The sequence below is a fragment of the Streptomyces sp. NPDC093598 genome (genome assembly GCF_044764825.1).
Taxonomy (GTDB): Bacteria; Actinomycetota; Actinomycetes; order Streptomycetales; family Streptomycetaceae; genus Streptomyces.
The window spans coordinates 357,021-378,607 of sequence record NZ_JBIWIV010000004.1; the positions used below are offsets into that span (position 1 = coordinate 357,021).

Annotated in this window: 16 protein-coding genes and 1 pseudogene; 6 read left to right on the forward strand and 11 right to left on the reverse strand. The window is 72.4% G+C overall.

What is annotated here, in order from left to right; all coding sequences use genetic code 11:
- The first annotated feature begins 11 nt into the window (after positions 1-11).
- Positions 12-1,469 (forward strand): PspC domain-containing protein, encoded by a 1,458-nt coding sequence (locus tag ACIRDU_RS16855; RefSeq protein ID WP_403579834.1) that lies wholly within the window; start codon positions 12-14, stop codon positions 1,467-1,469.
- On the forward strand, positions 1,456-1,680 hold the full coding sequence (locus ACIRDU_RS16860) for a hypothetical protein (protein WP_403579837.1): 225 nt from the start codon (positions 1,456-1,458) through the stop codon (positions 1,678-1,680). Before ACIRDU_RS16855 ends, ACIRDU_RS16860 begins: the two co-directional genes overlap by 14 nt.
- A 14-nt stretch (positions 1,681-1,694) precedes the next feature.
- Here ACIRDU_RS16860 and ACIRDU_RS16865 read toward each other — a convergent pair whose 3' ends face one another.
- Both ACIRDU_RS16865 and ACIRDU_RS16870 read right to left on the reverse strand, forming a co-directional pair.
- Positions 1,695-2,225 carry a DoxX family membrane protein gene (locus ACIRDU_RS16865; RefSeq protein WP_403579840.1) on the reverse strand — a complete coding sequence of 177 codons (531 nt, stop codon included), beginning with the start codon at positions 2,223-2,225 and terminating at the stop codon, positions 1,695-1,697.
- Between the two features lie 138 nt (positions 2,226-2,363).
- Positions 2,364-3,740: a hypothetical protein gene (locus ACIRDU_RS16870; RefSeq protein WP_403579842.1), complete on the reverse strand. Its 1,377-nt coding sequence runs from the start codon at positions 3,738-3,740 to the stop codon at positions 2,364-2,366.
- A 193-nt stretch (positions 3,741-3,933) separates the two neighbouring features.
- On the opposite strand from ACIRDU_RS16870, the pseudogene ACIRDU_RS16875 reads away from it, so the two are divergent.
- A pseudogene (locus ACIRDU_RS16875) lies at positions 3,934-4,365 on the forward strand (DUF4429 domain-containing protein); the annotation flags it as partial.
- A 74-nt stretch (positions 4,366-4,439) separates the two neighbouring features.
- Here the strand turns inward: ACIRDU_RS16875 and ACIRDU_RS16880 are convergent.
- A complete protein-coding gene (locus ACIRDU_RS16880; RefSeq protein WP_403579844.1) occupies positions 4,440-5,234 on the reverse strand; it encodes a class II aldolase/adducin family protein in 795 nt (264 codons plus the stop codon).
- 189 nt (positions 5,235-5,423) lie between these two features.
- Between ACIRDU_RS16880 and ACIRDU_RS16885 the strand changes: the two genes are divergently transcribed.
- Complete coding sequence (locus ACIRDU_RS16885) at positions 5,424-5,897, forward strand: pyridoxamine 5'-phosphate oxidase family protein (protein WP_403579847.1); 474 nt, start codon at positions 5,424-5,426, stop codon at positions 5,895-5,897.
- Positions 5,898-5,921: 24 nt separating this feature from the next.
- Here ACIRDU_RS16885 and guaA read toward each other — a convergent pair whose 3' ends face one another.
- On the reverse strand, positions 5,922-7,502 hold the full coding sequence (gene guaA / locus ACIRDU_RS16890; protein WP_403579850.1) for a glutamine-hydrolyzing GMP synthase: 1,581 nt from the start codon (positions 7,500-7,502) through the stop codon (positions 5,922-5,924).
- A 326-nt stretch (positions 7,503-7,828) separates the two neighbouring features.
- On the opposite strand from guaA, the gene ACIRDU_RS16895 reads away from it, so the two are divergent.
- Positions 7,829-8,110, forward strand: coding sequence for a chorismate mutase (locus ACIRDU_RS16895; protein WP_403579853.1), 282 nt, complete (start codon positions 7,829-7,831; stop codon positions 8,108-8,110).
- A gap of 516 nt (positions 8,111-8,626) precedes the next feature.
- Here ACIRDU_RS16895 and ACIRDU_RS16900 read toward each other — a convergent pair.
- Positions 8,627-9,769 carry a hypothetical protein gene (locus ACIRDU_RS16900; RefSeq protein ID WP_403579856.1) on the reverse strand — a complete coding sequence of 381 codons (1,143 nt, stop codon included), beginning with the start codon at positions 9,767-9,769 and terminating at the stop codon, positions 8,627-8,629.
- A gap of 223 nt (positions 9,770-9,992) precedes the next feature.
- Between ACIRDU_RS16900 and ACIRDU_RS16905 the strand changes: the two genes are divergently transcribed.
- Positions 9,993-10,976 carry an LAETG motif-containing sortase-dependent surface protein gene (locus ACIRDU_RS16905; RefSeq protein WP_403579858.1) on the forward strand — a complete coding sequence of 328 codons (984 nt, stop codon included), beginning with the start codon at positions 9,993-9,995 and terminating at the stop codon, positions 10,974-10,976.
- Positions 10,977-11,067: 91 nt separating this feature from the next.
- On the opposite strand, the gene ACIRDU_RS16910 is transcribed toward ACIRDU_RS16905, so the two are convergent.
- The 6 genes from ACIRDU_RS16910 to ACIRDU_RS16935 form a co-directional block, all read right to left on the reverse strand.
- Positions 11,068-12,864 carry a GMC family oxidoreductase N-terminal domain-containing protein gene (locus ACIRDU_RS16910; RefSeq protein WP_403579861.1) on the reverse strand — a complete coding sequence of 599 codons (1,797 nt, stop codon included), beginning with the start codon at positions 12,862-12,864 and terminating at the stop codon, positions 11,068-11,070.
- Positions 12,865-12,904: 40 nt separating this feature from the next.
- Positions 12,905-14,542 (reverse strand): succinic semialdehyde dehydrogenase, encoded by a 1,638-nt coding sequence (locus ACIRDU_RS16915; protein WP_403579864.1) that lies wholly within the window; start codon positions 14,540-14,542, stop codon positions 12,905-12,907.
- A gap of 137 nt (positions 14,543-14,679) precedes the next feature.
- Positions 14,680-16,428, reverse strand: a complete 1,749-nt coding sequence (locus tag ACIRDU_RS16920) for a serine/threonine-protein kinase (RefSeq protein ID WP_403579866.1) — start codon at positions 16,426-16,428, stop codon at positions 14,680-14,682.
- Between the two features lie 72 nt (positions 16,429-16,500).
- A complete protein-coding gene (locus ACIRDU_RS16925) occupies positions 16,501-18,180 on the reverse strand; it encodes a serine/threonine-protein kinase (RefSeq protein ID WP_403579869.1) in 1,680 nt (559 codons plus the stop codon).
- Positions 18,181-18,302: 122 nt separating this feature from the next.
- On the reverse strand, positions 18,303-19,469 hold the full coding sequence (locus ACIRDU_RS16930) for a serine/threonine-protein kinase (protein ID WP_403579872.1): 1,167 nt from the start codon (positions 19,467-19,469) through the stop codon (positions 18,303-18,305).
- Positions 19,470-19,605: 136 nt separating this feature from the next.
- Entirely contained in the window at positions 19,606-21,423 is a 1,818-nt protein-coding gene (locus tag ACIRDU_RS16935; protein WP_403579875.1) for a protein kinase, read from the reverse strand.
- Between the last annotated feature and the right edge of the window lie 164 nt (positions 21,424-21,587).

Consider the following 21,587-nt stretch of genomic DNA (forward strand, 5'->3'; position numbering starts at 1 on the left):
ACCATGGACCCATGACCGATCACGAGCACGCCGCGACGGGTCCGGGACCCGGCTCCGGCCCGCGCCCCGCTGCGGGCGCCGGGCCGCGGGATGCCGCGCCCGCCACGGGCTCCGCACCCGGGCGCGCGGACGCGGGAGGGCAGGGAGGAGCACCCGGCACGGCCGCCCCCGCCGAGGAACCCGTCCCGGCCGGGCCACCCCACGCCTTCCGCCGCGACCGCCGCCACAAGACCCTGGCCGGCGTCTGCGCCGGCCTCGGGCGGCAGTGCGACATGGACCCGGTGATCTTCCGCATCACCCTCGCCGTGCTCTCCGCCACCGGCGGCATCGGCCTTCTCTTCTACGGCTTCGCCTGGCTCTTCGTCCCGTACGACGATGAAGAGGAGGAGAACGAGGTCCGCAAACTGCTCACCGGCCGCGTCGACGGCCAGGCCCTGGCGGCCGTGCTGTTCGCGCTGGTCGGCTGCGGGGTGTTCCTGACCATGCTGAACAACGGCGGGGTGCTGACCTTCGCCGTCGTCCTCTCCCTCCTCCTCGCGGGCGCCGGCTACTGGTCGCGCCAGCGCGGCGCCCCCAGCCCCGACCCCATCGCCGCCCAGGCCGTCGCCGACGCCCCGCCGGAACCCCAGGCGCCGCCGGTGTTCCTCACCGCCCCCTCCTGGTGGCGCGACCCGATCGTCAAGGACGGCACCCACATCGGCGGCACGGGCTATCTGTGGGGCCCCCGCGACGCCCACGACCTGGACGTCGCCGCAGCCGTCGACATCAGCCTCGGCACCCGACCCGGTGCCCGCGAGGACATACGCACCCCGCGCCCCCGGCCGCCCCAGCCGCGCGGGCCGCGCCGGATCGGCGGTTCGGTCTTCCTGCTGGCCCTGCTCGCGGGAGCCCTGGGCACCAGCCGCACGTGGGACGGGCACCCGCTCGGCACCAGCCTGCAGACGGGGCTGTCCTGCGCGCTCGCCGTCCTCGGTCTGGGCATCGCCGTCAGCGCCTTCCTGGGCCGGACCGGCGCCGGCTCGATCTTCCTGGCGATCATCACGGCCGGCCTGCTCGCCGGCGCGGCGGCCCTGCCGAAGGACATCGACACCCACTGGACGCGCACCACCTGGCAGCCCGCCACGGCGGCGGACGTACGGCAGCGCTACGAACTGGGCACGGGCGTCGGCACCCTGGACCTGAGCAGGCTGGACGTGTCCGGCAAGCAGACGGTCACGACACGGGCGGAGGTCGGCATGGGCCGGGTCAAGGTGCTCGTGCCCGAGGGCGTGACCGTGCGGCTGAACGTCGAGGTGGGCGTCGGCGACCTCCAGCTGCCCGGCGACGACCCGAAGGACGTGGACGTGCAGCCGGGCCGTCATCAGCAGATCACCCTCTCCCCCGCCAAGGGCGTCGAGAGGTCCGGCACCATCGACCTGGACCTCCAGGTCGGCATGGGACAGGCGGAGGTGACCCGTGCTTCTTCATGAACCCCAGCCCGGAAAGCTGGTCGCCGGCGCCGTCCTGGTCCTGGCGGGCGTCCTCTACGCCGGTGACGCGGGCGGCGCCTGGCAGACCCCGTGGTTCGTGGCGATCCCCCTCGTCGCGGGCGGCCTGTTCCTCGCGGGCGCGGTGGCGTTCGTGACGGGCCGCGCGCGGCAACGCCGCCAAAGGGGCCGTGCGGGCGCGGACCTGGCGTGACGGTGAGCGGTCTGCTAGCGGTACCCGCCGCTGCGCTGCCGCCGCCGGGACCGCAGCGCGGCGTCGAGGGACAGCAGGGGCGCGCCCGCCAGGATCAGGGGGATCCAGGCCATCAGGTAGGCGAGGTCGTTGCCGTAGTAGTACGGGTCGGAGGCCCAGCTCACGGTCAGCCACAGGCTGAGGGAGATCAGTGCGCCGCCGAGTGCGGCCAGACGGGCGAGCAGTCCGAGCAGGGTGCCGATGCCGACGGCCAGTTCCCCGAAGGCGATGGCGTAGCCGAAACCGGCAGGGCTCTTGAGGGAGAGGTCGACCAGGGCGGGAATGGCGGAGGAGTCGCGTACGGCACTCATCATGTCGCCGATCGACCCGGGACCGGCGTCCTTCATGAAGGCGCTGTCGGTGAGTTTGTCCAGGCCGGCGTAGATGAAGGTGACGCCGAGGAAGATGCGCAGAGGCAGGAGCGCGTAGCGGGTGGCGGTGTCCCGCCAGCCTCCTCCGTCATCGAAACGGGAGGTGTGCGTGTCCGTTCGCATACCGTGAGTCATCGCTGCTAGCCGCCTCTCGCCCGCCGGTGCCGAGACCCCCTCAACAGACCATACGTACGGCAGACGAACCACGCTCAACCCTGCGCGGACGGCTCATGTCGTCGCGCGGCAGTACGGGGTGCCTGAGGGGTTTGTCCCTCACTCCGTCACGTCGACCGCGTACCGATTCGTCTCCACCCCCGCCGCGGTGACCACCTGCACCTCCACCCTCCCCGGTTCCACATCCGCCGGCACCGGGACCGTCAGCAGTGTGTCCGTGGGGTTGCGAAACCCCCCGGGCACCGGCACCAGCGGCACGTGGACATGCACCGCGCCCACGCGCACGACCATCCGGGCCAGCCGGTCGGCGCCCTGCGCGCCCGGCGGCACGAACCCCGCGCCCCGGATCTCGATGTCGTCCCCCGTGCGGATCGGCCCGTCCAGGTCACCCGCCTCCCGGGCCCGGACCACGGAGAGGATGACCGGCCGGCCGCCCTCCGCGTACTTGCCGGCCAGATACGTCGCCGCCGACACCAGCACCACCACCGCCAGGCCCCACGGCAGATCCGGCAGCTGATCCGGCCGCCTGGCCAGCCGTACCGCGGCGAGGACCAGGGCGACAGAGCTGATCACGACGTACTGGATGTCCGCGAAGGTGCCCCGCCCCGCGTCGTCGGTCAGCAGGTCCGCGGCCCGTGGCCGGTCTGCGCGTACCTTCTGCAGCCGTTGCCCCAGCACCCGCAGCCCGACCACCCGCCGCACGAGCACGGCGATCCCGCACACCACGGCGAGCACGGTCACGAGCCCGGCTCCCCGGGCGAGTTCCAGCCCGGAGAGCAGCGCGTCCCGCTCCCCGTTCCGGGAGGCGGCGGCGAGCCGCCCGGCGAGGACGAGGACCGTGTAGGCCACGAAGAGCACCCAGGCCGCGGCGACCGTACGGGACGTGGACAGCCGGTTGTCCTCACCGATCAAGGGCGCCAGCACCCCGCCCTTCGCCCGGTGGAACCACGACGCAGCGGTCAGCGACAGGGCCGTGACCAGCGCCGCGGCCAGTCCGGCCGTACGCGCCGCCGTCCAGCCCGCCCCGACCGCCGTGAGGGCCTGCCCGAGCAGCAACAGCACCACGGCCGCCCCCACCGCGCCCGCCGTGCGCCGCCACAGGCCCGTCAGCCAGGCCTGTCCCTCGGCCCGCCCCCGCTCGGCGACGTGCTCGGCGGTCTGCGCCAGCTCCTCGGAGATCCACTGGCGGGATGCCGACGCGGAGTGGGCCACCGCGGCCGGCAGCCCCTGCCCGGCCGCGAACTCGTCCCGACGGCGCAGGAACGCGGCGACAGCCCGCCGATGCCCCTCGCGCGCCCCGTGCGGGCAGTCCCCGCAGGCGCACCCGCCTCCGTGAACGCCACCGGATCCGCCGGGGTGCCCACCGGTGCAGCCACCGGCGTGACCACCCGAGTACCCCTCGGCATAGGCACCCGCATGCGCACCCGCGTACCCGCCCGCGTCCGCGCCGCCCTGTCCCGCCTCCCGCACCGCCACGCCCGACGCCCGCCTTCCCGCGACCCCACCACCGCCGGCCTTCCGGACCCCGGAAACACCGCTGTGCAACTCCCCTGCGACGACAGCGAATTGTGCCCTACGCCACCCGGTTCGCGTCCGCCCCGTCTGGTCAACACGGGTGAAGTTCGGCGTGCCGTGTTGACCCGGCTGGGAGAATCCCCCTACGGCCGAGATCATCCAGCGTGACGGGACCTGGGCCTTCGACGGCGACACCATCCGGATCACGCCCGGTCCGCACCGCTCCGTGCCGCTGTTGCGGCAGACGTACGGTGAGGTCACCGTGCCGCTCGCGGCGGTCTCGGGCGTCGTCCTGGAACCCGAACGCAGGCGCGGACGGCTGCGGTTGCGGCTGCGCGAGGGCGCCGACCCCCTGCTCCAGGCGACGGGCGGGCGGCTGCCGGACGCGGCGGACCCCTACCGGCTGGCGGTGGACGTCGACCGGACGGGGGTCGCCGAGTACGTCGCCGAGGAGATCCGCCGCGCGCTGGTCCTCGACCGGGTCCCGAAGGAGCCGGCGAAGGCCTACCTGCTGCCCGGCCCGCCGGTTCCGGTGTCGGTGCGCACGTCGGACGGGACGGTCTCCTTCGACGGCACCCGTCCACGCACACCGCGACCGAGACCGACGGGACCGCAGCACATGACGAAGGCAGCGGTGCTCAGGGGCTTGTGAGGGGACTGTCAGCTCAGCAGGCCCGGCTCGCTGCGGCTGACGTCCTCCCACATCGGCTGGTAATTGATCCACGCCACCAGGTCGCCGCCCAGCTGCTCCCGCGTGGCCACCGCCATCCGGTGGTCGATCCGGACCGGCCGCCCGGCCGCCTGCGCCGTGAGCTGCACCTGGCAGGAGCGCTCCATGGACACGAACCACCAGGCCGCCGCGTCCACCGAGTCGCCGACGGTCAGCAGCCCGTGGTTGCGCAGCACGAGCGCCTTGCGGGAGCCGAGCACGCCCGCGATGCGCCGCCCCTCCTCGGCGTCGACGGAGACGCCGGTGTACGTGTCGTAGAGGGCGTGGTCCTCGTAGAAGGCGCAGGACTCCTGGGTGATCGGCTCCAGCAGCTCGCCGAGGGCCGCGAGCGCCCGGCCGTGCACGGAGTGACAGTGGGCGACGGCGACCACGTCGGGCCGGGCGGCGTGGACCTGGGCGTGCACGGTGAAGGCCGCCTGGTTGACGTGGTAGGCGCCCTCGACGACCTGCCCGTCCTGGTTGGCGAGCACGAGGTCGCTCACGGTGACGTGCCGGAAGGGCATCCCGAACGGGTTGACCCAGAAGCAGTCGGTGAACTCCGGGTCGCGGGCGGTGATGTGCCCGGAGACGCCGTCCTCGAAGCCGAGCCGCCCGAAGATCCTCAGGGCGCCCGCGAGCCGTTCCTTGCGGTGCCGGCGCTCGTCCTCGACCGACTCGTGCATCGGCGGCATGGCGAACCGCAGCCGGTCGGTGGGCAGCGGCAGGGGCGGAGTGGGCCCGTGCATAGGTCCTCCAGCGCTGGTTCTTCGTACGGGCGGAAGTTACCGTCCGTGAGGCCGGGAAGAACAGAAGTGATTCGTGAAGATGACACGAGCGCCCCTGTGGGCACCCTGTGCCCATGCGTGTGCCCCCGAGCTCCCCAACCCCACGAATAGCCGACAGAAGATGTCGGATTTCGGCGCGACACTCTCCCCATGACAGCGAACTGGGCGGCTTTCGTCACCGCCGAACCGGATCTGGCCGGCACCGTCGAGAAGCGTTTCGGCTCCTACACCCACCACATCCTCGCCACCCTCCGTAAGGACGGTTCGCCCCGCACCAGCGGCCTGGAGGTGCGGTTCCTGAGCGGAGAGCTGTGGCTCGGCATGATGCCGGACTCGCTCAAGGCCCTCGACCTGCGCCGCGACCCGCGCTTCGCACTCCAGGCGAACCCCGGGGAGGGCACGGGCATGGGCGGCGGCGACGTCCGGATCAGCGGCCGAGCCATCGAGGTCGACGATGTGGAGACCAAGGCCGGATACGTCGAAGAGGTGGAACCGCCGCAGCCGTTCCACCTCTTCCGCACCGAGCTGACGGAGGTCGTGCGGACCTACGTCGAGGCCGAGACGTACCTCGTCGTCCAGATCTGGACGCCCGGCCATCCCCTGCGCACGATCAAACGCACCTAGACGTCATCCCCGGGGCGCCTGGGGTCACTCCCACTCGATCGTGCCCGGCGGCTTCGAGGTCACGTCGAGGACGACCCGGTTGACGTCCTTGACCTCGTTGGTGATCCGCGTGGAGATCCGGGCGAGGACCTCGTACGGCAGGCGCGACCAGTCGGCCGTCATGGCGTCCTCGGACGAGACGGGGCGCAGCACGATGGGGTGGCCGTAGGTCCGGCCGTCGCCCTGGACGCCGACGCTGCGGACGTCGGCGAGCAGGACCACCGGGCACTGCCAGATGTCGCGGTCGAGTCCGGCCGCCGTCAGCTCCTCGCGGGCGATGGCGTCGGCCTCGCGCAGCAGGTCCAGGCGCTCCTTGGTGACCTCGCCCACGATCCGGATGCCGAGGCCCGGGCCGGGGAACGGCTGGCGCTGGACGATCTCCTCCGGCAGGCCGAGCTCCTGGCCGACCATGCGGACCTCGTCCTTGAAAAGCTTGCGCAGCGGCTCGATCAGCTGGAACTCGAGGTCCTCGGGCAGGCCGCCCACGTTGTGGTGGGACTTGATGTTCGCGGTGCCGGTGCCGCCGCCGGACTCGACGACGTCCGGGTAGAGCGTGCCCTGGACCAGGAACTCGACCGCGGGGCCCTCGTCGGCGATGATCTCCGCCTGCGCCTGCTCGAAGACCCGGATGAACTCGCGGCCGATGATCTTCCGCTTCTCCTCGGGGTCGGAGACCCCGGCGAGCGCCTCGAGGAACCGCTCCTCGGCGTCCACGACCTTCAGCTGCACGCCGGTCGCGGCCACGAAGTCCTTCTCGACCTGCTCGGTCTCGCCCTTGCGCATCAGGCCGTGGTCGACGTAGACGCAGGTCAGCTGGGAGCCGATGGCCTTCTGGACGAGGGCGGCGGCGACGGCGGAGTCCACGCCGCCGGACAGGCCGCAGATGGCGCGCTTGTCGCCGACCTGCTCGCGGATGGCGGCGACCTGCTCCTCGATCACGTTGCCCGTGGTCCAGGACGGGGTCAGGCCCGCGCCCCGGTAGAGGAAGTGCTCCAGCACCTGCTGCCCGTGCGTGGAGTGCATCACCTCGGGGTGGTACTGGACGCCGTAGAGCTTCTTCTCGTCGTTCTCGAAGGCGGCGACCGGCACGACGTCCGTGGAGGCCGTGACGGAGAAGCCCTCGGGGGCGGCGGAGCAGGCGTCGCCGTGCGACATCCACACGGCCTGCTCGGCGGGGGTGCCCTCGAAGAGGGTGGAGGACACCTTGGAGACGTGCAGGTCGGTGCGGCCGTACTCGCGGGCGCCGGTGTTGTCGACGGTGCCGCCGAGGGCCTGCGCCATCAGCTGGAAGCCGTAGCACATGCCGAAGACGGGGACACCGGCCTCGAAGAGCTCGCGGTCCAGGCGGGGGGCGCCCTCCTCGTAGACCGACGAGGGGCCGCCCGAGAGGACGATCGCCGCGGGGTTCTTGGCGAGCATCTCCTGGACCGGCATGGTGCTCGGCACGATCTCGCTGTAGACCCGCGCCTCGCGGACGCGACGGGCGATGAGCTGGGCGTACTGCGCGCCGAAGTCGACGACCAGGACGGTGTCGGCGGCGTTGGCAGCGGGAGTCGCTGATGACACGGGGTGCCTTCCGGCGGTGGGGCGGGGGTCTTGTGCCCCCGATTCTACCGGGGGGCCGTGCGGCTGTTTCCGTGTGCCGGGCACCCGCCCCGTCTCAGGATGCGAACCGGCTTGGACGCCTCCGGGACGCGGTGCATACTTGCCCCCATGTTCAAGCACCAGACGTTCGTCTTTACCTATGGCATCCGGCCCGCCGGACGCCATGGTCGTGCTGCTTGAGCTACTGACAAGCGACTTCCCAGGCGCCCCGGGCCGACAAGGCCCGGGGCGTCTGTCGTCGTCCGGGCCCTGTCGCCCCGGGGCAGCCTCCCACCCCGAGGAGCCCCATGACCGCCATCGACGTGACCGGCGCCCGCACCCCCGAGGCCGCCGACGTGATCACCGGAGCGCGCGAGCGGATCGACGCGCTCGACGACCGGATCATCGGCCTGATCCAGGAACGGGTGGCCGTCTCCGCCGTCATCCAGGAGGCGCGGATCGCCTCCGGCGGCCGGCGTGTGAACCTCTCTCGCGAGATGGACGTGCTCGGCCACTACAGGCAGGCGCTGGGCAAGCCGGGCACCGCGCTCGCGATGACCCTGCTGGAGCTGTGCCGCGGCAAGATCTGAAACCGCCCCGCGGCCGGGATCCGTGTTCCCGGGACAGACGTACGCCTCCCTCTCACCCGTACGGCGCGTGACCGCCCCCGCGGCACCTCGTTGGTCCCGGTGTCCGTGCCAGCCAGGGGCGGGCCCGAAGGAACCACGCGTGGCTCACTGGGGCGATGAGACGCACGGATCGTGCCGTGCGTCGTGGGACCTCGCTCCAGGGAAGTGACCGGACGGCAGGGGACAGCAGCCCGGTCACCCAAGAGAACGGTCGGCCCCGGGGACGCCCGGGGCCGACCGGCGGACCTTGCATAAATGCACAAGTCTGGGTCAAACGGTTGCGGGCGCCGCGTTCATCCAGCACGATGCGTACACAGTCCAAGTCCCCCGGCTGACACCCGCATTGCCCCACTGCCAGAGGTACAGACCAGCGGCGCAACCCCCCGGCGCCGCTTCCAGGCACCGGCGCTGCCCTGACGTCGGTGCTGACGAGAAGAAGGGCCCCGCGGCTCCACCCCGCGGGGCCCTTCGCTCTGCTCAGGTGCGGGTCACCGTGCCGCAGTCGTCGCCGTCGCCGTGGTCGATGCCCTTGCTCCGGTCGTACGGGTCCGTCGCCGGGCCGCTCGGGGCAGGGCCGGCGGACGTGCTCGACGGGAACCGCGGATGCAGGTAGCCGTCGTAGACGAAGCAGGAGGAGTTGCCGATCTCCTGGTCGTAGTTCAGCAGGAGCAACCGGCCCGGCGTGACCCGGTACCGGGTGGGGTCGGCGAGTTCGACGTCGAGGACCCGGCGCACGATGGTGCGGGCGACCTCGGTGGGGCCGTCCGCCCGCACGACCGGGTAGACGAAGGTGTAGTCGGCGCGCACGGCGACACCCCCGTGCGACCCCTTCTTGAACGTCATACGTCCACGGGTCTTGATCACGGTGCCGGCCGGCCGCACCTCGTCGGGGTCGAAGCGGCTGAACAGCGTCACCGGGTCGTGCTCCTTGCTCGGGGAGCGCAGGCCGGTGTCGAGGTCGCCGAGGAGCTCGGGCTGCTTGGGGTCGAGCACGGAGAGCGCGGCTCCGGGGCGGGCCCCACGTACCGTCTTCGGGTCGAGGTTGGCCCCCACCAGCAGCCGCTTCGTCAGCTTCAGCGCCTGTTCCACCCGGTCCTCGGAGACCGGGCCGACGGCCTTGGTCTCGGGCAGGACGATGCCGGCCTCGCCGTCGGCCCAGCGCTCGGCCGGGGAACCGGCGAACGGCCGGTCCAGAGTCGGTCTTTCCGGGTCCGATGCCCCCGGCGCGGCGGTGGGTGCCGCCGTCTCGGCGGGCAGCGGCGAGGCCTCGGCGGCCTGAGACTCCCCGGCGCCGAAGGGGTCGCCGGGCAGCAGCGACGGCTTCAGTGCCACCAGCGCAACGGCCACCGCGACGGGCACACCGAGCACGGCCCACAGCTTGCGGCGCCGGGCCGCACGGCCGTTCACCTCTTGCCACGCCGGGCCGGTGCGCCACCCGGGAGGCAGCTCACCCCGGGCGTCCTGCTCACGCAGCCGCTCGCTCACCATGCGCGCCCGGGCGGAGGGCTCCTTCGGGGCGGAGGAACGGATGTCCCGCTCGGTGTCGCGGGTGAACTGCTCCCAGACGTCGTCGGGGATCTCCGATTCCGAGGGCTGGCCGTCGGACGGCTTTTCAGACACGAAGCCAAGATCTAAGCGGGCGGAAAGCGCCTCCACAAGCCTTTACAAGAAGGTCTCGGGTGTGACTCAGCCCACATAAAAATTCTGTGAATGCCAGCACAACCATTCACAGGCTTCACGGATCAAACCTGCGAACCAAGGGCCACTCCCGCGCCCCACACGCGGAGGCCTCCCCCAACGTTCGTACCGCATCCCGCGGTACGCCGGACTTTCCGAGGTCTTCATGAAGCTTCGCCGCGCCATGGCAGCAGCGGCCGCTACGGCGGTCATAGCCCCGGTCGCACTGCTCGCGGCACCGGCCGCGTACGCGACCGACGAGACGACGCCCACTCCGAGCGCGTCGGTGAGCGAGTCCGCTCCCGAGACGTCGCCCTCGCCGTCGGCGACCGAGTCCACCCCCGCCGAGACGACGCCGACTCCGAGCGCGTCCGTGAGCGAGTCCGCTCCCGAGACGTCCAGCTCGCCGAGCCCGTCCGCGAGCGAGTCCTCCCCGGCGCCCACCGCGTCCGAGCCCGAGGAGTCGGAGTCCCCGGACCCCGAGCCCTCGATCTGTGAGGACACCAAGGTCGACGTCAGCATCTCCGGCCTGCCCGGCAAGATCGCGGCGGGCAGCGGCTGGCACAAGTTCTCGCTGAACGTGCTGAACAACTCCGACTCCACCCTGAACGACCTCGACTTCTTCGCCGGGGCCTCCCCCGACAAGAACGGCGAGGAGCTGTTCTCCAGCAAGCAGGTCCAGCTCCAGGCCTGGGACCCCCAGGACAAGATCTGGGTCGACCTCAACGAGGGTGGCTACGCGGTCGGTTACGTCGGCTACACCGACGAGCTGAAGCCCGAGTACGAGGTCAACATCCCGCTGCGTCTCAACGTCAGCAAGTCCGCCCCGGTCGGCTCCGGCTTCTCGCTCGGCGCGACGATCTACGGCGACAACGACGCCGAGTGCACCGGCTTCGGCGACGTGTCGTACAAGTTCCAGATCGTCTCCTCCGGTACGGACACCGGCGGCACCAAGCCGCAGGAAGGCGGCAAGGCGCCCGTCACCGACGAGAAGCCGAGCGGCAACACGCCGGAGGTCACCGGCAGCCTCGCCGAGACCGGCTCCAGCTCCGCGCTGCCGATGATCAGCCTGGTCGGCGGTGCCGCGGTCGTCGCCGGTGCCGGCGCGATCTTCGTCGTCCGTCGCCGCAAGGCCGGCGTGCAGGCGTAAGCCAGGGCGGCCGGCAGGCCGCTGCACCAAGCAGAAGAGGGACCTGCGCTCGGAGGGGGGCGCAGGTCCCTCTTCTGTATCCCGCTGTCTCTCAGTTCTTCGACGGCTTCGGCGGTACCGCCGGCATGCCGAGGAACGGCAGCCGCAGCGCGCCGAACGCCTCCGCCGGAACCGCCGGGGACTTCGGCTCGACCGGCTGGAGACGCTCGTAGGCCGTGCCCTGTTGCGGGCGCGGGTCGGGCTCGCCCTTGTTGGGCCAGTACGACATCGCCCGCTCGGCCTGGGCGGTGATGGTGAGGGAGGGGTTGACGCCCAGGTTCGCGGAGACCGCGGCGCCGTCGACGACCGAGATGCCGGGGTGACCGTAGAGGCGGTGGTACGGGTCGATCACGCCGGACTCGCGGGAGTCGCCGATGGGGCAGCCGCCCAGGAAGTGGGCCGTGAGCGGGGTGCCCATCAGCTCACCCACGTTGGAGCCCGCGAAGCCGTTGATCTCGGCGGCCAGCGCCGACGCGCTCTCGGTCGCGGCCTTGATCTGCTTCGGGTTGGGGGCACCGTGGCCCTGCCGGGCGGTGAGCAGGCCGCGGCCCAGGCCCGACGGTTTCACGTACGTCGTCAGGGAGTTGTCCAGCGACTGCATCACCAGGCCGATGATGGTCCGCTCCGACCAGCGGCGGTTGGACAGCGAACGCAGCACCAGCAAGGGGTGCTTCGCCGCGTGGGCGAGGAAGCCCAGGACCCGTGAGGTGCCCGAGTTCCGCCCGGCGTAGGGGACCTGGAGGATGGACAGGCTGCCCATCGAGTTGGAGCCCTTGCCGTAGCGGACCGGCTCGATGTGGGTGTTCGCGTCCGGGTGGATGGAGGAGGTGATGGCCACGCCCCGCGTGAAGTCGGCCTTGGGTGCGCCGTGCGCCTTGCGGTAGCGCCGGTCGTCGGTCTGGGCGCCGACCAGGGCTTCGGAGTTGGTGCGGGTCAGCTCGCCCAGCCGGTCCGAGAGGTACGGCAGCTGGCCGCCGGCCTTCATGCGGTGCAGCAGGGTCTGCGTGCCGTAGGTGCCGGCGGCGAGGACGACCCGGCGGGCCGTGTAGGTGCGGCCCTTCTTCTTGCCGCGGTCGTCGGTGGGCAGGGTGGCGACCGCGTAGCCGCCGCGCGAGTCGTCGGTGACCGAGACGACCGTCGTCATGGGGTGGACGACCGCTCCTGCCTTCTCGGCGAGGTGCAGGTAGTTCTCGTTGAGGGTGTTCTTCGCGCCGTGGCGGCAGCCGGTCATGCACTCGCCGCACTCCGCGCAGGCCCTGCGGGCCGGGCCGGCCCCGCCGAAGTACGGGTCGGGCACCTCCTGGCCCGGCTTCGCCTTCACCGTGCCGTCGGCGTCCTCGCCGTCGCCGAAGAAGACACCGACCGGCGCCATGTGGAAGGTGTCGCCCACGCCCATCCGCTCGGCGGCAGCCTTCAGATGGACGTCGGACGGTGTCATCGTCGGGTTGAGCCGTACGCCGAGCATGCGCCGGGCCTGGTCGTAGTACGGCGCCAGCTCGTCCTGCCAGTCGGTGATGTCACGCCACTGGGGGTCCTCGAAGAACGGCTTCGGCGGGACGTAGAGGGTGTTGGCGTAGTTGAGGGAGCCGCCGCCGACGCCCGCGCCGGCCAGGACCATGACGTTGCCCAGCAGGTGGATGCGCTGGATGCCGTACATGCCGAGCTTCGGGGCCCAGAGGTAGTTCTTGAGGTCCCAGGAGTTCTTGGGCAGCGTCTCGCGGGTGAAGCGGCGGCCGGCTTCCAGGACGCCTACGCGATAGCCCTTCTCCGTGAGGCGCAGGGCGGTCACCGAACCGCCGAAGCCGGAACCCACGACGATGACGTCGTAGTCGTAAGCGTCCTGTGGCACGTGTTCTCCTCGTTGAGTGTCCGTGCGAGAAGGAGGTCGGTCAGCGGAACCGGAATGCCTTCATCAGGCGGAGACTCCTGCTCATGAACTGGGCGTACTTCTCGTCGTCCATGCCCAGGGACGGGGCCATCGGCAGGACGCGCTGGTGGGCCACCGTCTGGGCCTCGGTGTACTTGAGGATGCCCTCGGAGCCGTGGCGGCGGCCGAGGCCCGAGTCCTTCATGCCGCCCATGGGCGACTGGACGCTGCCGTAGGCGGGGGCGTAGCCCTCGTTGATGTTGACCGTGCCGGTGCGCAGACGGGCGGCGACCTCCTGGCCGCGGCGGCCGTTCTTCGTCCAGACCGAGGAGTTGAGGCCGTACGCCGTGGCGTTGGCGCGCTCGATCACCTCGTCCTCGTCCGTGAAGCGGTAGACCGAGACGACCGGGCCGAAGGTCTCCTCACCGCAGACCGACATGTCCGTGGCGACCCCGTCGAGGATCGTGGGCTCGAAGAAGTACGGGCCGATGTCGGGGCGTGCCACACCGCCCGCGACGACCCTCGCGCCCTTGGCGACGGCCTCCTCCACGTGCCGCGTGACGGTGTCGAGCTGGCGCTCGCCGACCAGGGAGCCCATGTCGGCGCCGTACGCCAGGGACGTGCCGAGGCGCATCGCCTTCGTGCGGGCGGCGAAGCGCTCCAGGAAGGCGTCCGCGATCGACTCGTGGACGTACAGCCGCTCGATGGAGATGCAGAGCTGGCCTGCCGAGGAGAAGCAGGCGCGGACGGCGCCGGCCGCGGCCTTCTCGATGTCGGCGTCCTCCAGCACCAGCATGGCGTTCTTGCCGCCGAGTTCGAGGGAGACGCCGACCAGGCGGGCGGCGGCGCCCTGGGCGACCTCGCGGCCGGTGCGGGTGGAGCCGGTGAAGGAGACGTAGTCGGCGTGCCGGACGACCTCGGGGCCGACGACCGGGCCGTCGCCGAGGACGACCTGGAAGACATCGGCGGGCAGGCCGGACTCGATGAGCAGGTCACGGGCCCACAGGGCGGTCAGGCAGGTCTCCGTGTCCGGCTTCATGACGACCGCGTTGCCCGCGACGAAGGCCGGGAGCGCGTCGCCGACCGACAGCTCCAAGGGGTAGTTCCAGGGGGCGATCTGGCCCACGACTCCGCGCGGGTGGCGCAGTTCGGTGACCTTGGTGAGGGTCGGCATGGCGCCGGCGTGCCGCTTGGGGCGGAGGTAGGCGGGGGCCTTGCGGCCGTAGTGCCGGGCGGCGACCGCGACGGCCTGGACCTCTTCGTGGGCGTGCAGCCGGGCCTTGCCGGTCTCCAGCTGGATGAGGTCGAGCACCTCGGCCTGGCGCTCCAGCACCAGGTCGTGGAAGCGGAGCAGGACGGCGGCGCGCTGCCGTACGGGAGTCCGCGCCCACACGGCCTGGGCGGCGCGGGCCCGTTCGAAGGCCTCCGCCACGTCCTCGGGCGTCGACTCGGGGAGGTCGGCCAGCTTCTCGCCGGTGAACGGCGTGTGGTTGGCGGTCCGGCCGGAGCCGATGACGCCCTTGGTGAGCTGGGCGACCAGCTCGGGCGTGACCACGTCCGCAGCGGTGCGGGCGCCCTCCGGGGCGGGGGCGAGGGGATTCGTGCCGGTCTGTGCCGTGCCGGTCTCTGCCGTCTTCTCGGCGGCCTGCGCGTCCGTCATGACGCGCAGGGTATGCCGCGAGCGAGGCTTTGGGTACCCGTCGGTAATACGGCTTCACCGAGTGCACACACGACGCCAGTGACTGCTGGCAACAAACACGCTGATCAGGACGTTGTGCGGTGACCGGTCGGTGTGATTCAGCCTTTTACGATCCCGAGCCGTGCCTGGGCCCCCTGGAACAACGCGGTGCCCTCTTCCTCCTCCGCTGTGCCCTTGGGCATGTCGACGCGCAGCTCGTACATGCGGTCGTCGGCGGTGCGGATGACCACTCGCATGATCCGCCTGGGGGTCTCGCCCCGGTGGTACGTGGTGTCGGCGAGGGCGGCTTCGTGGCCCTGGACGCTGGAGCGGCTGTACCGCGTCTCTCCGCCGGCGTCATCCGCCTTCCTGGCCTGCTCCATCGGAGAGGCCGGGGCCTCGTCCCAGGAGAGGAGGCGGACCTCGATCGCGCCGGTCCGCTCGTCGCCGTAGAGCGCCGAGCGGGGCTGGTCGGTCACGCCGCCGGTCCGGTCGAGCGGGCGGTAGTGGCGCGGGAGGTGGAGGACGGCCGCCATGTCCGGCTCGGGGTGCGGGGCCCAGGCGTCCGTCGCGTCGGCGGCCTGTTCGGCGCTCTCCGCGCTGCTGGTGTCGGCGAGCTGAGTGACGGCCCCTATGCCACCGGCGAGCAGCGCGCTGAGGAGGGCGAGGGGGCCGGGGCGGAGGAGTGTTTGGCGCTTGGGGGGTGTGGGGTCTTCGTGCGCGAGGGGGGTGGGCGGGGAGGCGGGGGCGGGTTGCGCGGCGGGCGCAGGTGCGGGAGCGGATGCGGCGGCGCGTACAGGGGCGGGCTGTGCGGCGGGGGCGGGAGCGGATGGGGCGCGTACATGGCCGGGCTGTGCGGCAGGTGCGGGAGCGGTTGCGGTGGCAGGGGCCGGGGTGGGCTGTGGTGCGGTCTGGTCGTCGGGCTGCCGTACGCGCTCGGCCGCCTGCGGCGTTTCGGTCGCTGTCGGCCCCGCCACCGCCGTCAGCTCCTTCGCGACCTCCTCGGCGTCCGGACGCTGTCCGGGGTCCGGCACCAGCAGCCGTGCGATCAGCGGCCCCAGCGGCCCTGCCCGTGTCGGTTCGGGCGGCTCGGCGGCGAGGATCGCGGCGAGCGTGGCCTCCGGCGTGGCCCTCAGGAACGGGGACGAGCCCTCGACGGCCGCGTAGAGCAGAGCGCCCAGGGACCACAGGTCGGAGGCGGGCCCGGCGATACGCCCGGACATCCGCTCGGGGGCGACGAACTCCAGGGGGCCTGCGGACTCTCCGCCGGCGGTGAGGGAGTCCTCGCCCTGCCCCTGGGCGATGCCGAAGTCGGTGACGACGACGCGCCGGTCCGGGCCGAGCAGCACATGGGCGGGCTTCACGTCCCGGTGCACGATGCCGACGGAGTGCGCGGCGCGCAGGGCACCGAGGACGGCGAGGCCGATCCGGGCGGCTTCGGGCGCGTCGACCGGGCCGCGCCGGAGCGTCTCGTGCAGGGACTCGCCGGGCACCAACTCCATGACGATCCACGGCAGTCCGTCCAGCGCCTCGGTCGCGTCGAGTTCGTCGGGGCCTTTGGGGCCCGGTCGTTCGTCCCGCCGCTCCGCCTCGACGACCACGTCGTGGATGGTGACGGCGGCGGGATGGTCGACGCGGGCGGCGGCGCGGGCCTCACGGTGGAGCCGGTGTGCGGCCCGCCGGTGGCTCTCGTCCTCCGGGCGGCCCGGCAACCGGGGTTGCCTGACGGCGACTTCACGCTGCGCGAGCTCGTCTCGGGCCCGCCAGACGGAGCCCGTCCCGCCGGAGCCGATGCGCTCGATCAGCCGGTACCGCCCACCGACCAGCCGGCCCCGGGCGTCGTCCGTCCCGCCCCCGTCGTTGCTCATGCCCCATCAGTACCCCGCGGGACGCTTTCTTGTCGACGCGGGGCCTTTCCGGGGGTGTTGGACCGAACGAGATCAGGTCTTGTCGATGTCCAGGTTCGCGATCGCCGCGCTCGCCACCTCGCGTCCGCGATCGGTGAAGTCGCCCTTGCCCGGGTAGCTGACGGTGAGTTTGTACATGTCGCCGGCGGGGGTTCGGTAGTAGAAGATCCGGAGCTCCCGTGGGAGCGGATTCTCGCTGTCGTTGGTCTTGTACTCGACCGTGTTCTCGGCGGCCTTCCTGCCTCTGTAGGAGGACACCTCGGGTTCCGTCTCCTTCGGACCCTCCGCCATGTCCAGTTCGTAGCTGCCGCTCGCCTTGAACCGGGTGTCGTCGTCGTACATCTCGGCGGCCGCGGAGCCCGCGATGTTGCCGCCGGTGTCCTCGGCCTTCTTCTCCAGGGTCAATCCGATCCAGATGCTGCCGCTCCAGTCGGTGTACGTGACCCAGTGGCCCTCGTCGGACTTCCGGTCGGGCACGGTCCGCTGGTACTCGGCGGGGACGGCGAGCGACGCGGCGAGATCCTTGTGCTGCTTGATCTCCCATCCCTCGGGCAGGGGCCCGGCGAACGGGTTCGCGATCACCAGGTACGCCGTCACCGCCGCCGCGACGGCCGCTGCGCCCAGTCCGGTCCAGGCCTTGCGGCCGAGCCGGACGCCCCGGCCGCCGCCCCGGCCGGTGACCTGGACGGCCCGGGTGGGCGGGGCGGCGGGCGGATTCGCGGCCGCCTCCAGCAGGGCCCGCACCTGCGCGGCGCTCGGGCGGCGGGCCGGGTTCTTGTCCAGCAGGCCGTTGATGGCCTCGGCGAGCGGGCCCTGGGCGGAAGCGGGCGGCGCGGGCGTGGCGTTGAGGACGGACTGGAGCGTGGCGGGGGTGTTGCTGCGGCGGAACGGCGAGACACCCTCCGTGGCCGCGTACAGCACGACGCCGAGGGACCACAGGTCGCTGGCCGGGCCCGGGCGCTGCCCCAGCACCCGCTCGGGCGCGATGTACTCGGGTGAGCCGACGAAGCCGCCGGTGTCGGTCAGGCTGGTCTCGCCCTCGATCTGGGCGATGCCGAAGTCGGTGAGGACGACCCGGTCGTACCGGCCGAGCAGCACGTTGTCCGGTTTCACATCACGGTGCAGGATGCCCGCCGCGTGCGCGGCCTCCAGCGCGCCGAGCACCTCCAGCCCGATCCGGGCGGCCTCCCGCGCCGGCAGGGTGCCCTCCTGGAGGGCGTCGCCCAGTGACCGGCCCCGGACCAGCTCCATCACGATCCAGGGCTGGTCCGCCACGACCGCGACGTCGTGCACGTCGACCACCGCCGGGTGGTCGAGCCGGGCCGCGGCCCGTGCCTCGCGGCGCATTCGCTCGAAGGCGTTGACGCGTTCGCGTTCGGGAAGATGCTCCGGGACGCGGGGCTCCTTGACGGCGACCTCCCGGTCCACCGTCTCGTCCTTGGCCCGCCACACCGTGCCCATGCCACCGTGCCCGAGCCTGGCCAGCAGCCGATAGCGCCCGGCGATGAGCCGCCCGGCACCGGGACCCTCCGGCGCCGGGGCCGACTGGCCGGACGCGCCGAGCCCGCCGGACTGGGACGGCACGACCCGGGTGGGTGACGCGGCCGGCGTCGCGTAGGGATTGCCCGCTGTCAGCGTCTGCTGGTTCGGTGGTTGCAGGAGAAAACTCGTCGGCTCGTCGGCCCCGGATCGGGCCCCCCCGTTGTCGCTCATGGGTTCATCCATATCGCGCCAACTGCTCGCGTATCCACAAAGGACGCGAGCCGGTCACAGACCCGTGACCTCGAGGCAGGGCTTATATCCCCTTCATGGCGCTGTGCGCGGAACCCGCCCGGCTACGGGGTGGGCGTGGGCGTGGGCCTACTCGGGGAGGCCGGCCGGGTCGTCGGCGTCGTCGTCGACTCCGAACTGGTCGGCGTGGGACCGCCGTCCCCGTTGCCCCCCTCCCTCAGCAGCGCCGCCGCGGACACCCCTGCCCCCGCCATCGCGGCAACCAGCAGGGCGGCGATGAGCACGCGGCGCGTGGGCTGCCGGAAGAACGGTTCGTCCGGACGGCCCGGGCCGTCCGCCGGAGGCGGGGTCGGTGCCGGACGGACGGGCTCCCGCGGTCGTCCGCGCGGCACGTCCCCCACCGTCGGCGCGTACCCGGGCGGCGGCGACAGCGGTGTGCGGCCCGTGTCGCGGAAGGCCCGGAGCATCCGCTCCGCCCGGTCCGCGTCCAGCCGCCGGTCCGGATCGCGTTCCAGCAGGCCGTGCACGACGGGCAGGAGCGGCCCGGCCTGCGCGGGGGGCTGGATATCGCCCACGACGACCGCGTGCAGGATGCCGCCCAGCGAGTCGCGGTGGAAGGGCGACTCCCCGCTGAGGGCCGTGCACAGCAGCGCGCCCAGCGACCACAGGTCGGACTCCGGCCCGGTCCTGGCCCCGGACATCCGCTCGGGCGCGGTGTACTCGGGCGAGCCGAGGAAGGCCCCGTTCTCGGTGAGCGTGGGGGCGCCCGCGACCTGGGCGATGCCGAAGTCGGTGAGGACGACCCGGTCGGTGCCGGTCTCCAGCAGCACGTTGTCCGGCTTGAGGTCACGGTGCAGCACCCCGGCCGCGTGCGCGGCGCGCAGCGCGCCGAGCAGGGCGATGCCGATGCGGGCGGCCTCGGCGGCGTCGACCGGGCCATGGCGGGCGAGCCGGTCGGCGAGCGAGCCGCCCTCGATCAACTCCATGACGATGTAGGGGCGTTCGTCGTCCTCGACGACATCATGGACGACGATGATGTGCGGGTGGCTCAGCTGGGCGACGGCCCGGGCCTCGCGCAGCGTACGGTCCCGCTGCCGGCGCGCCTCCGCCGGGGAGAGCGTCTCGTCGTAGGGGAGCTCCTTGACGGCCACGCCCCGGCCGAGCAGTTGGTCGGTCGCCCGCCAGACCACGCCCATGCCGCCACGACCGAGCCTCGTCTCCAGGCGGTAACGCCCCGCGATCACACGGAAGTCGGCCCCCTCGGTCCCCATGCGCCCATCATGCCCCAGACGGCGTCCGCGCCCTCGAAATCCGGTCGCCGCCCGACGCCCGGCAGTGCTTCGGGCTGCCGTGGTGCAGAAGTACGCCTCGTCCGGGTACCGGTGGCAGTGGCAGCGACCGGTGCTTCTACCGCGGTTGTCGCCAGCCTTGCAGGACCCACTTGAACTGCTTGCTCGTCGTCGCCCAGTCCTTCTCCGGTGAGGACATGTAGATCGCGTACTCGACGCCGTCCCGCGAGAAGTACGTCTCCTCGATGGCGTGGCGCGGCCCGGCGACGTAGGGCGGGTCCTTGGCCAGCGCCGTCCAGGTGTACTCCCACAGCGAGCCCTTGCAGTCCCGGTAGGTGTTCTCCGCCATGGTCACCCGCTGGTAGTCGACCAACCTCTGGACCTGCTGCTCGAGGTCCTCCTGGTGGGATTTGGCGTCGGCGAAGTCCGGTGACTCGTCGATGGCGATGCGGACGAAGTGGCGGCCGCCGTCCGGCGTGTAGTCGATCTGCTTGAGCTCGCCCTGCGGGCCGAAGGGCCTGCGCTTCCAGCCCTTGGGCAGGTGGAGGCTGAACCCGGCGGGGTCGTCGTAGCGGACCCAGTCGGCCGGAACCGGTCCCCCGAGCTGCCGCGTGCTCGTGGAAGTCGGCGAGCCGGACCCGCCGCCCTGCGACGACCGGTTCTCGTTCCACTGCTGGAGCACCACGGCCGTTCCCCCGCCGATGATGGCGGCGAGCGCGACGACGAGGGCGAGGGTGCGCAGCCGGCGGCGCTTGCCCGAGCCGGTCGGGCGCGGGCCCGTCGCCATCGGGCCGACCGCGGTGGGGCCCGTGGGGCCGTAGGGCGGAGTGCCGGCCGTGGACGCCCCGGTGGCGGGGGTGCCGGCCAGCGGCGGGAGCGGCGTCCCGGTGTGCGACCCCGAACCGGAGCCGACCTGACCCGTGCCGACCTGACCCGTGCCGACCTGACCCGTGCCGACCGGGCCGGTGCCGCCGTGGCCCGTACCCCCCGAGCCGGTGCCCATCGGGCCGGTACCGGAGCCACCCGTGGTGACCGTCCCCGTGCCCGTACCGCTGCGGGCGCCCCGGTACGGCGAGGTCCCCCCGTACTGCGTCGGCACATACGCCTGTGCCCCGCTCGGCCGCCGCCCCTCCGCCGCCTCGGCGAGCATCTGCTCGGCCTCGGACACGTCGGGCCGGGCGCCCGGATCCTTGCGCAGCAGGGCGGTGATGACGGGTGCGAGCGGTCCGGCGTGCCGGAGCTCGGCGGCCTCCTCCTCGACCACGGCCTGCATGGTGGTCAGCGGTGTGGTGCGGCGGAACGGCGACCGGCCCTCCGCCGCCGTGTAGAGCGTCGCGCCGAGCGCCCACAGGTCGGAGGACGGCCCGGGGTCATGGCCGCGTACGCGCTCGGGCGCCAGGTAGTCGACCGAGCCGACGACCTCTCCGGTCCGGGTGATGGTCGTGTCGCCCTCGATCTGGGCGATGCCGAAGTCGGTGAGCAGCACGCGTCCGTCGCGGGCGAGGAGGACGTTGCCCGGCTTGATGTCGCGGTGCAGGACGCCGGCGGTGTGCGCGGCGCGCAGAGCCCGCAGCACCCAGAGGCCGATGCGCGCCGCCTCGCGCGGTTCGACGCGGCCCTCCTCCTTGACCGCGTCGGCCAGGGAGCGGCCCTCGACCAGTTCCATCACGATCCAGGGGCGGCCGTCGTGCTCCAGTACGTCGTGCACCGTGACGACAGCGGAGTGGTTGATGCGCGCCGCGGCCCGTGCCTCCGCCCGGGTGCGCGCCAGCAGGATCGCCTGCTCGCTCTCGGAGACGTAGAGGGCGGCCGTCAACTCCTTGATGGCGACCGACCGGTGCAGCACCTCGTCATGTGCACGCCAGACCCGGCCCATGCCGCCACTGCCGATGGATTCGGTCAGCCGGTAGCGGCCCGCGACGAGCAGGCCCTGCATCTGATTCACGTTGCCCCGCAATGGTCTTGACAGGGTCAGCGTAAGGAACCGCCCTCACCCAGGGAACAAGCGGGGTACCACGGTGACCGCACTGTGACGGTTGTGCCTGTCGGGACGGGAGGCAACCAGAGATTGAACTGCGGTGTACAGGCGGCGCGCCGGTC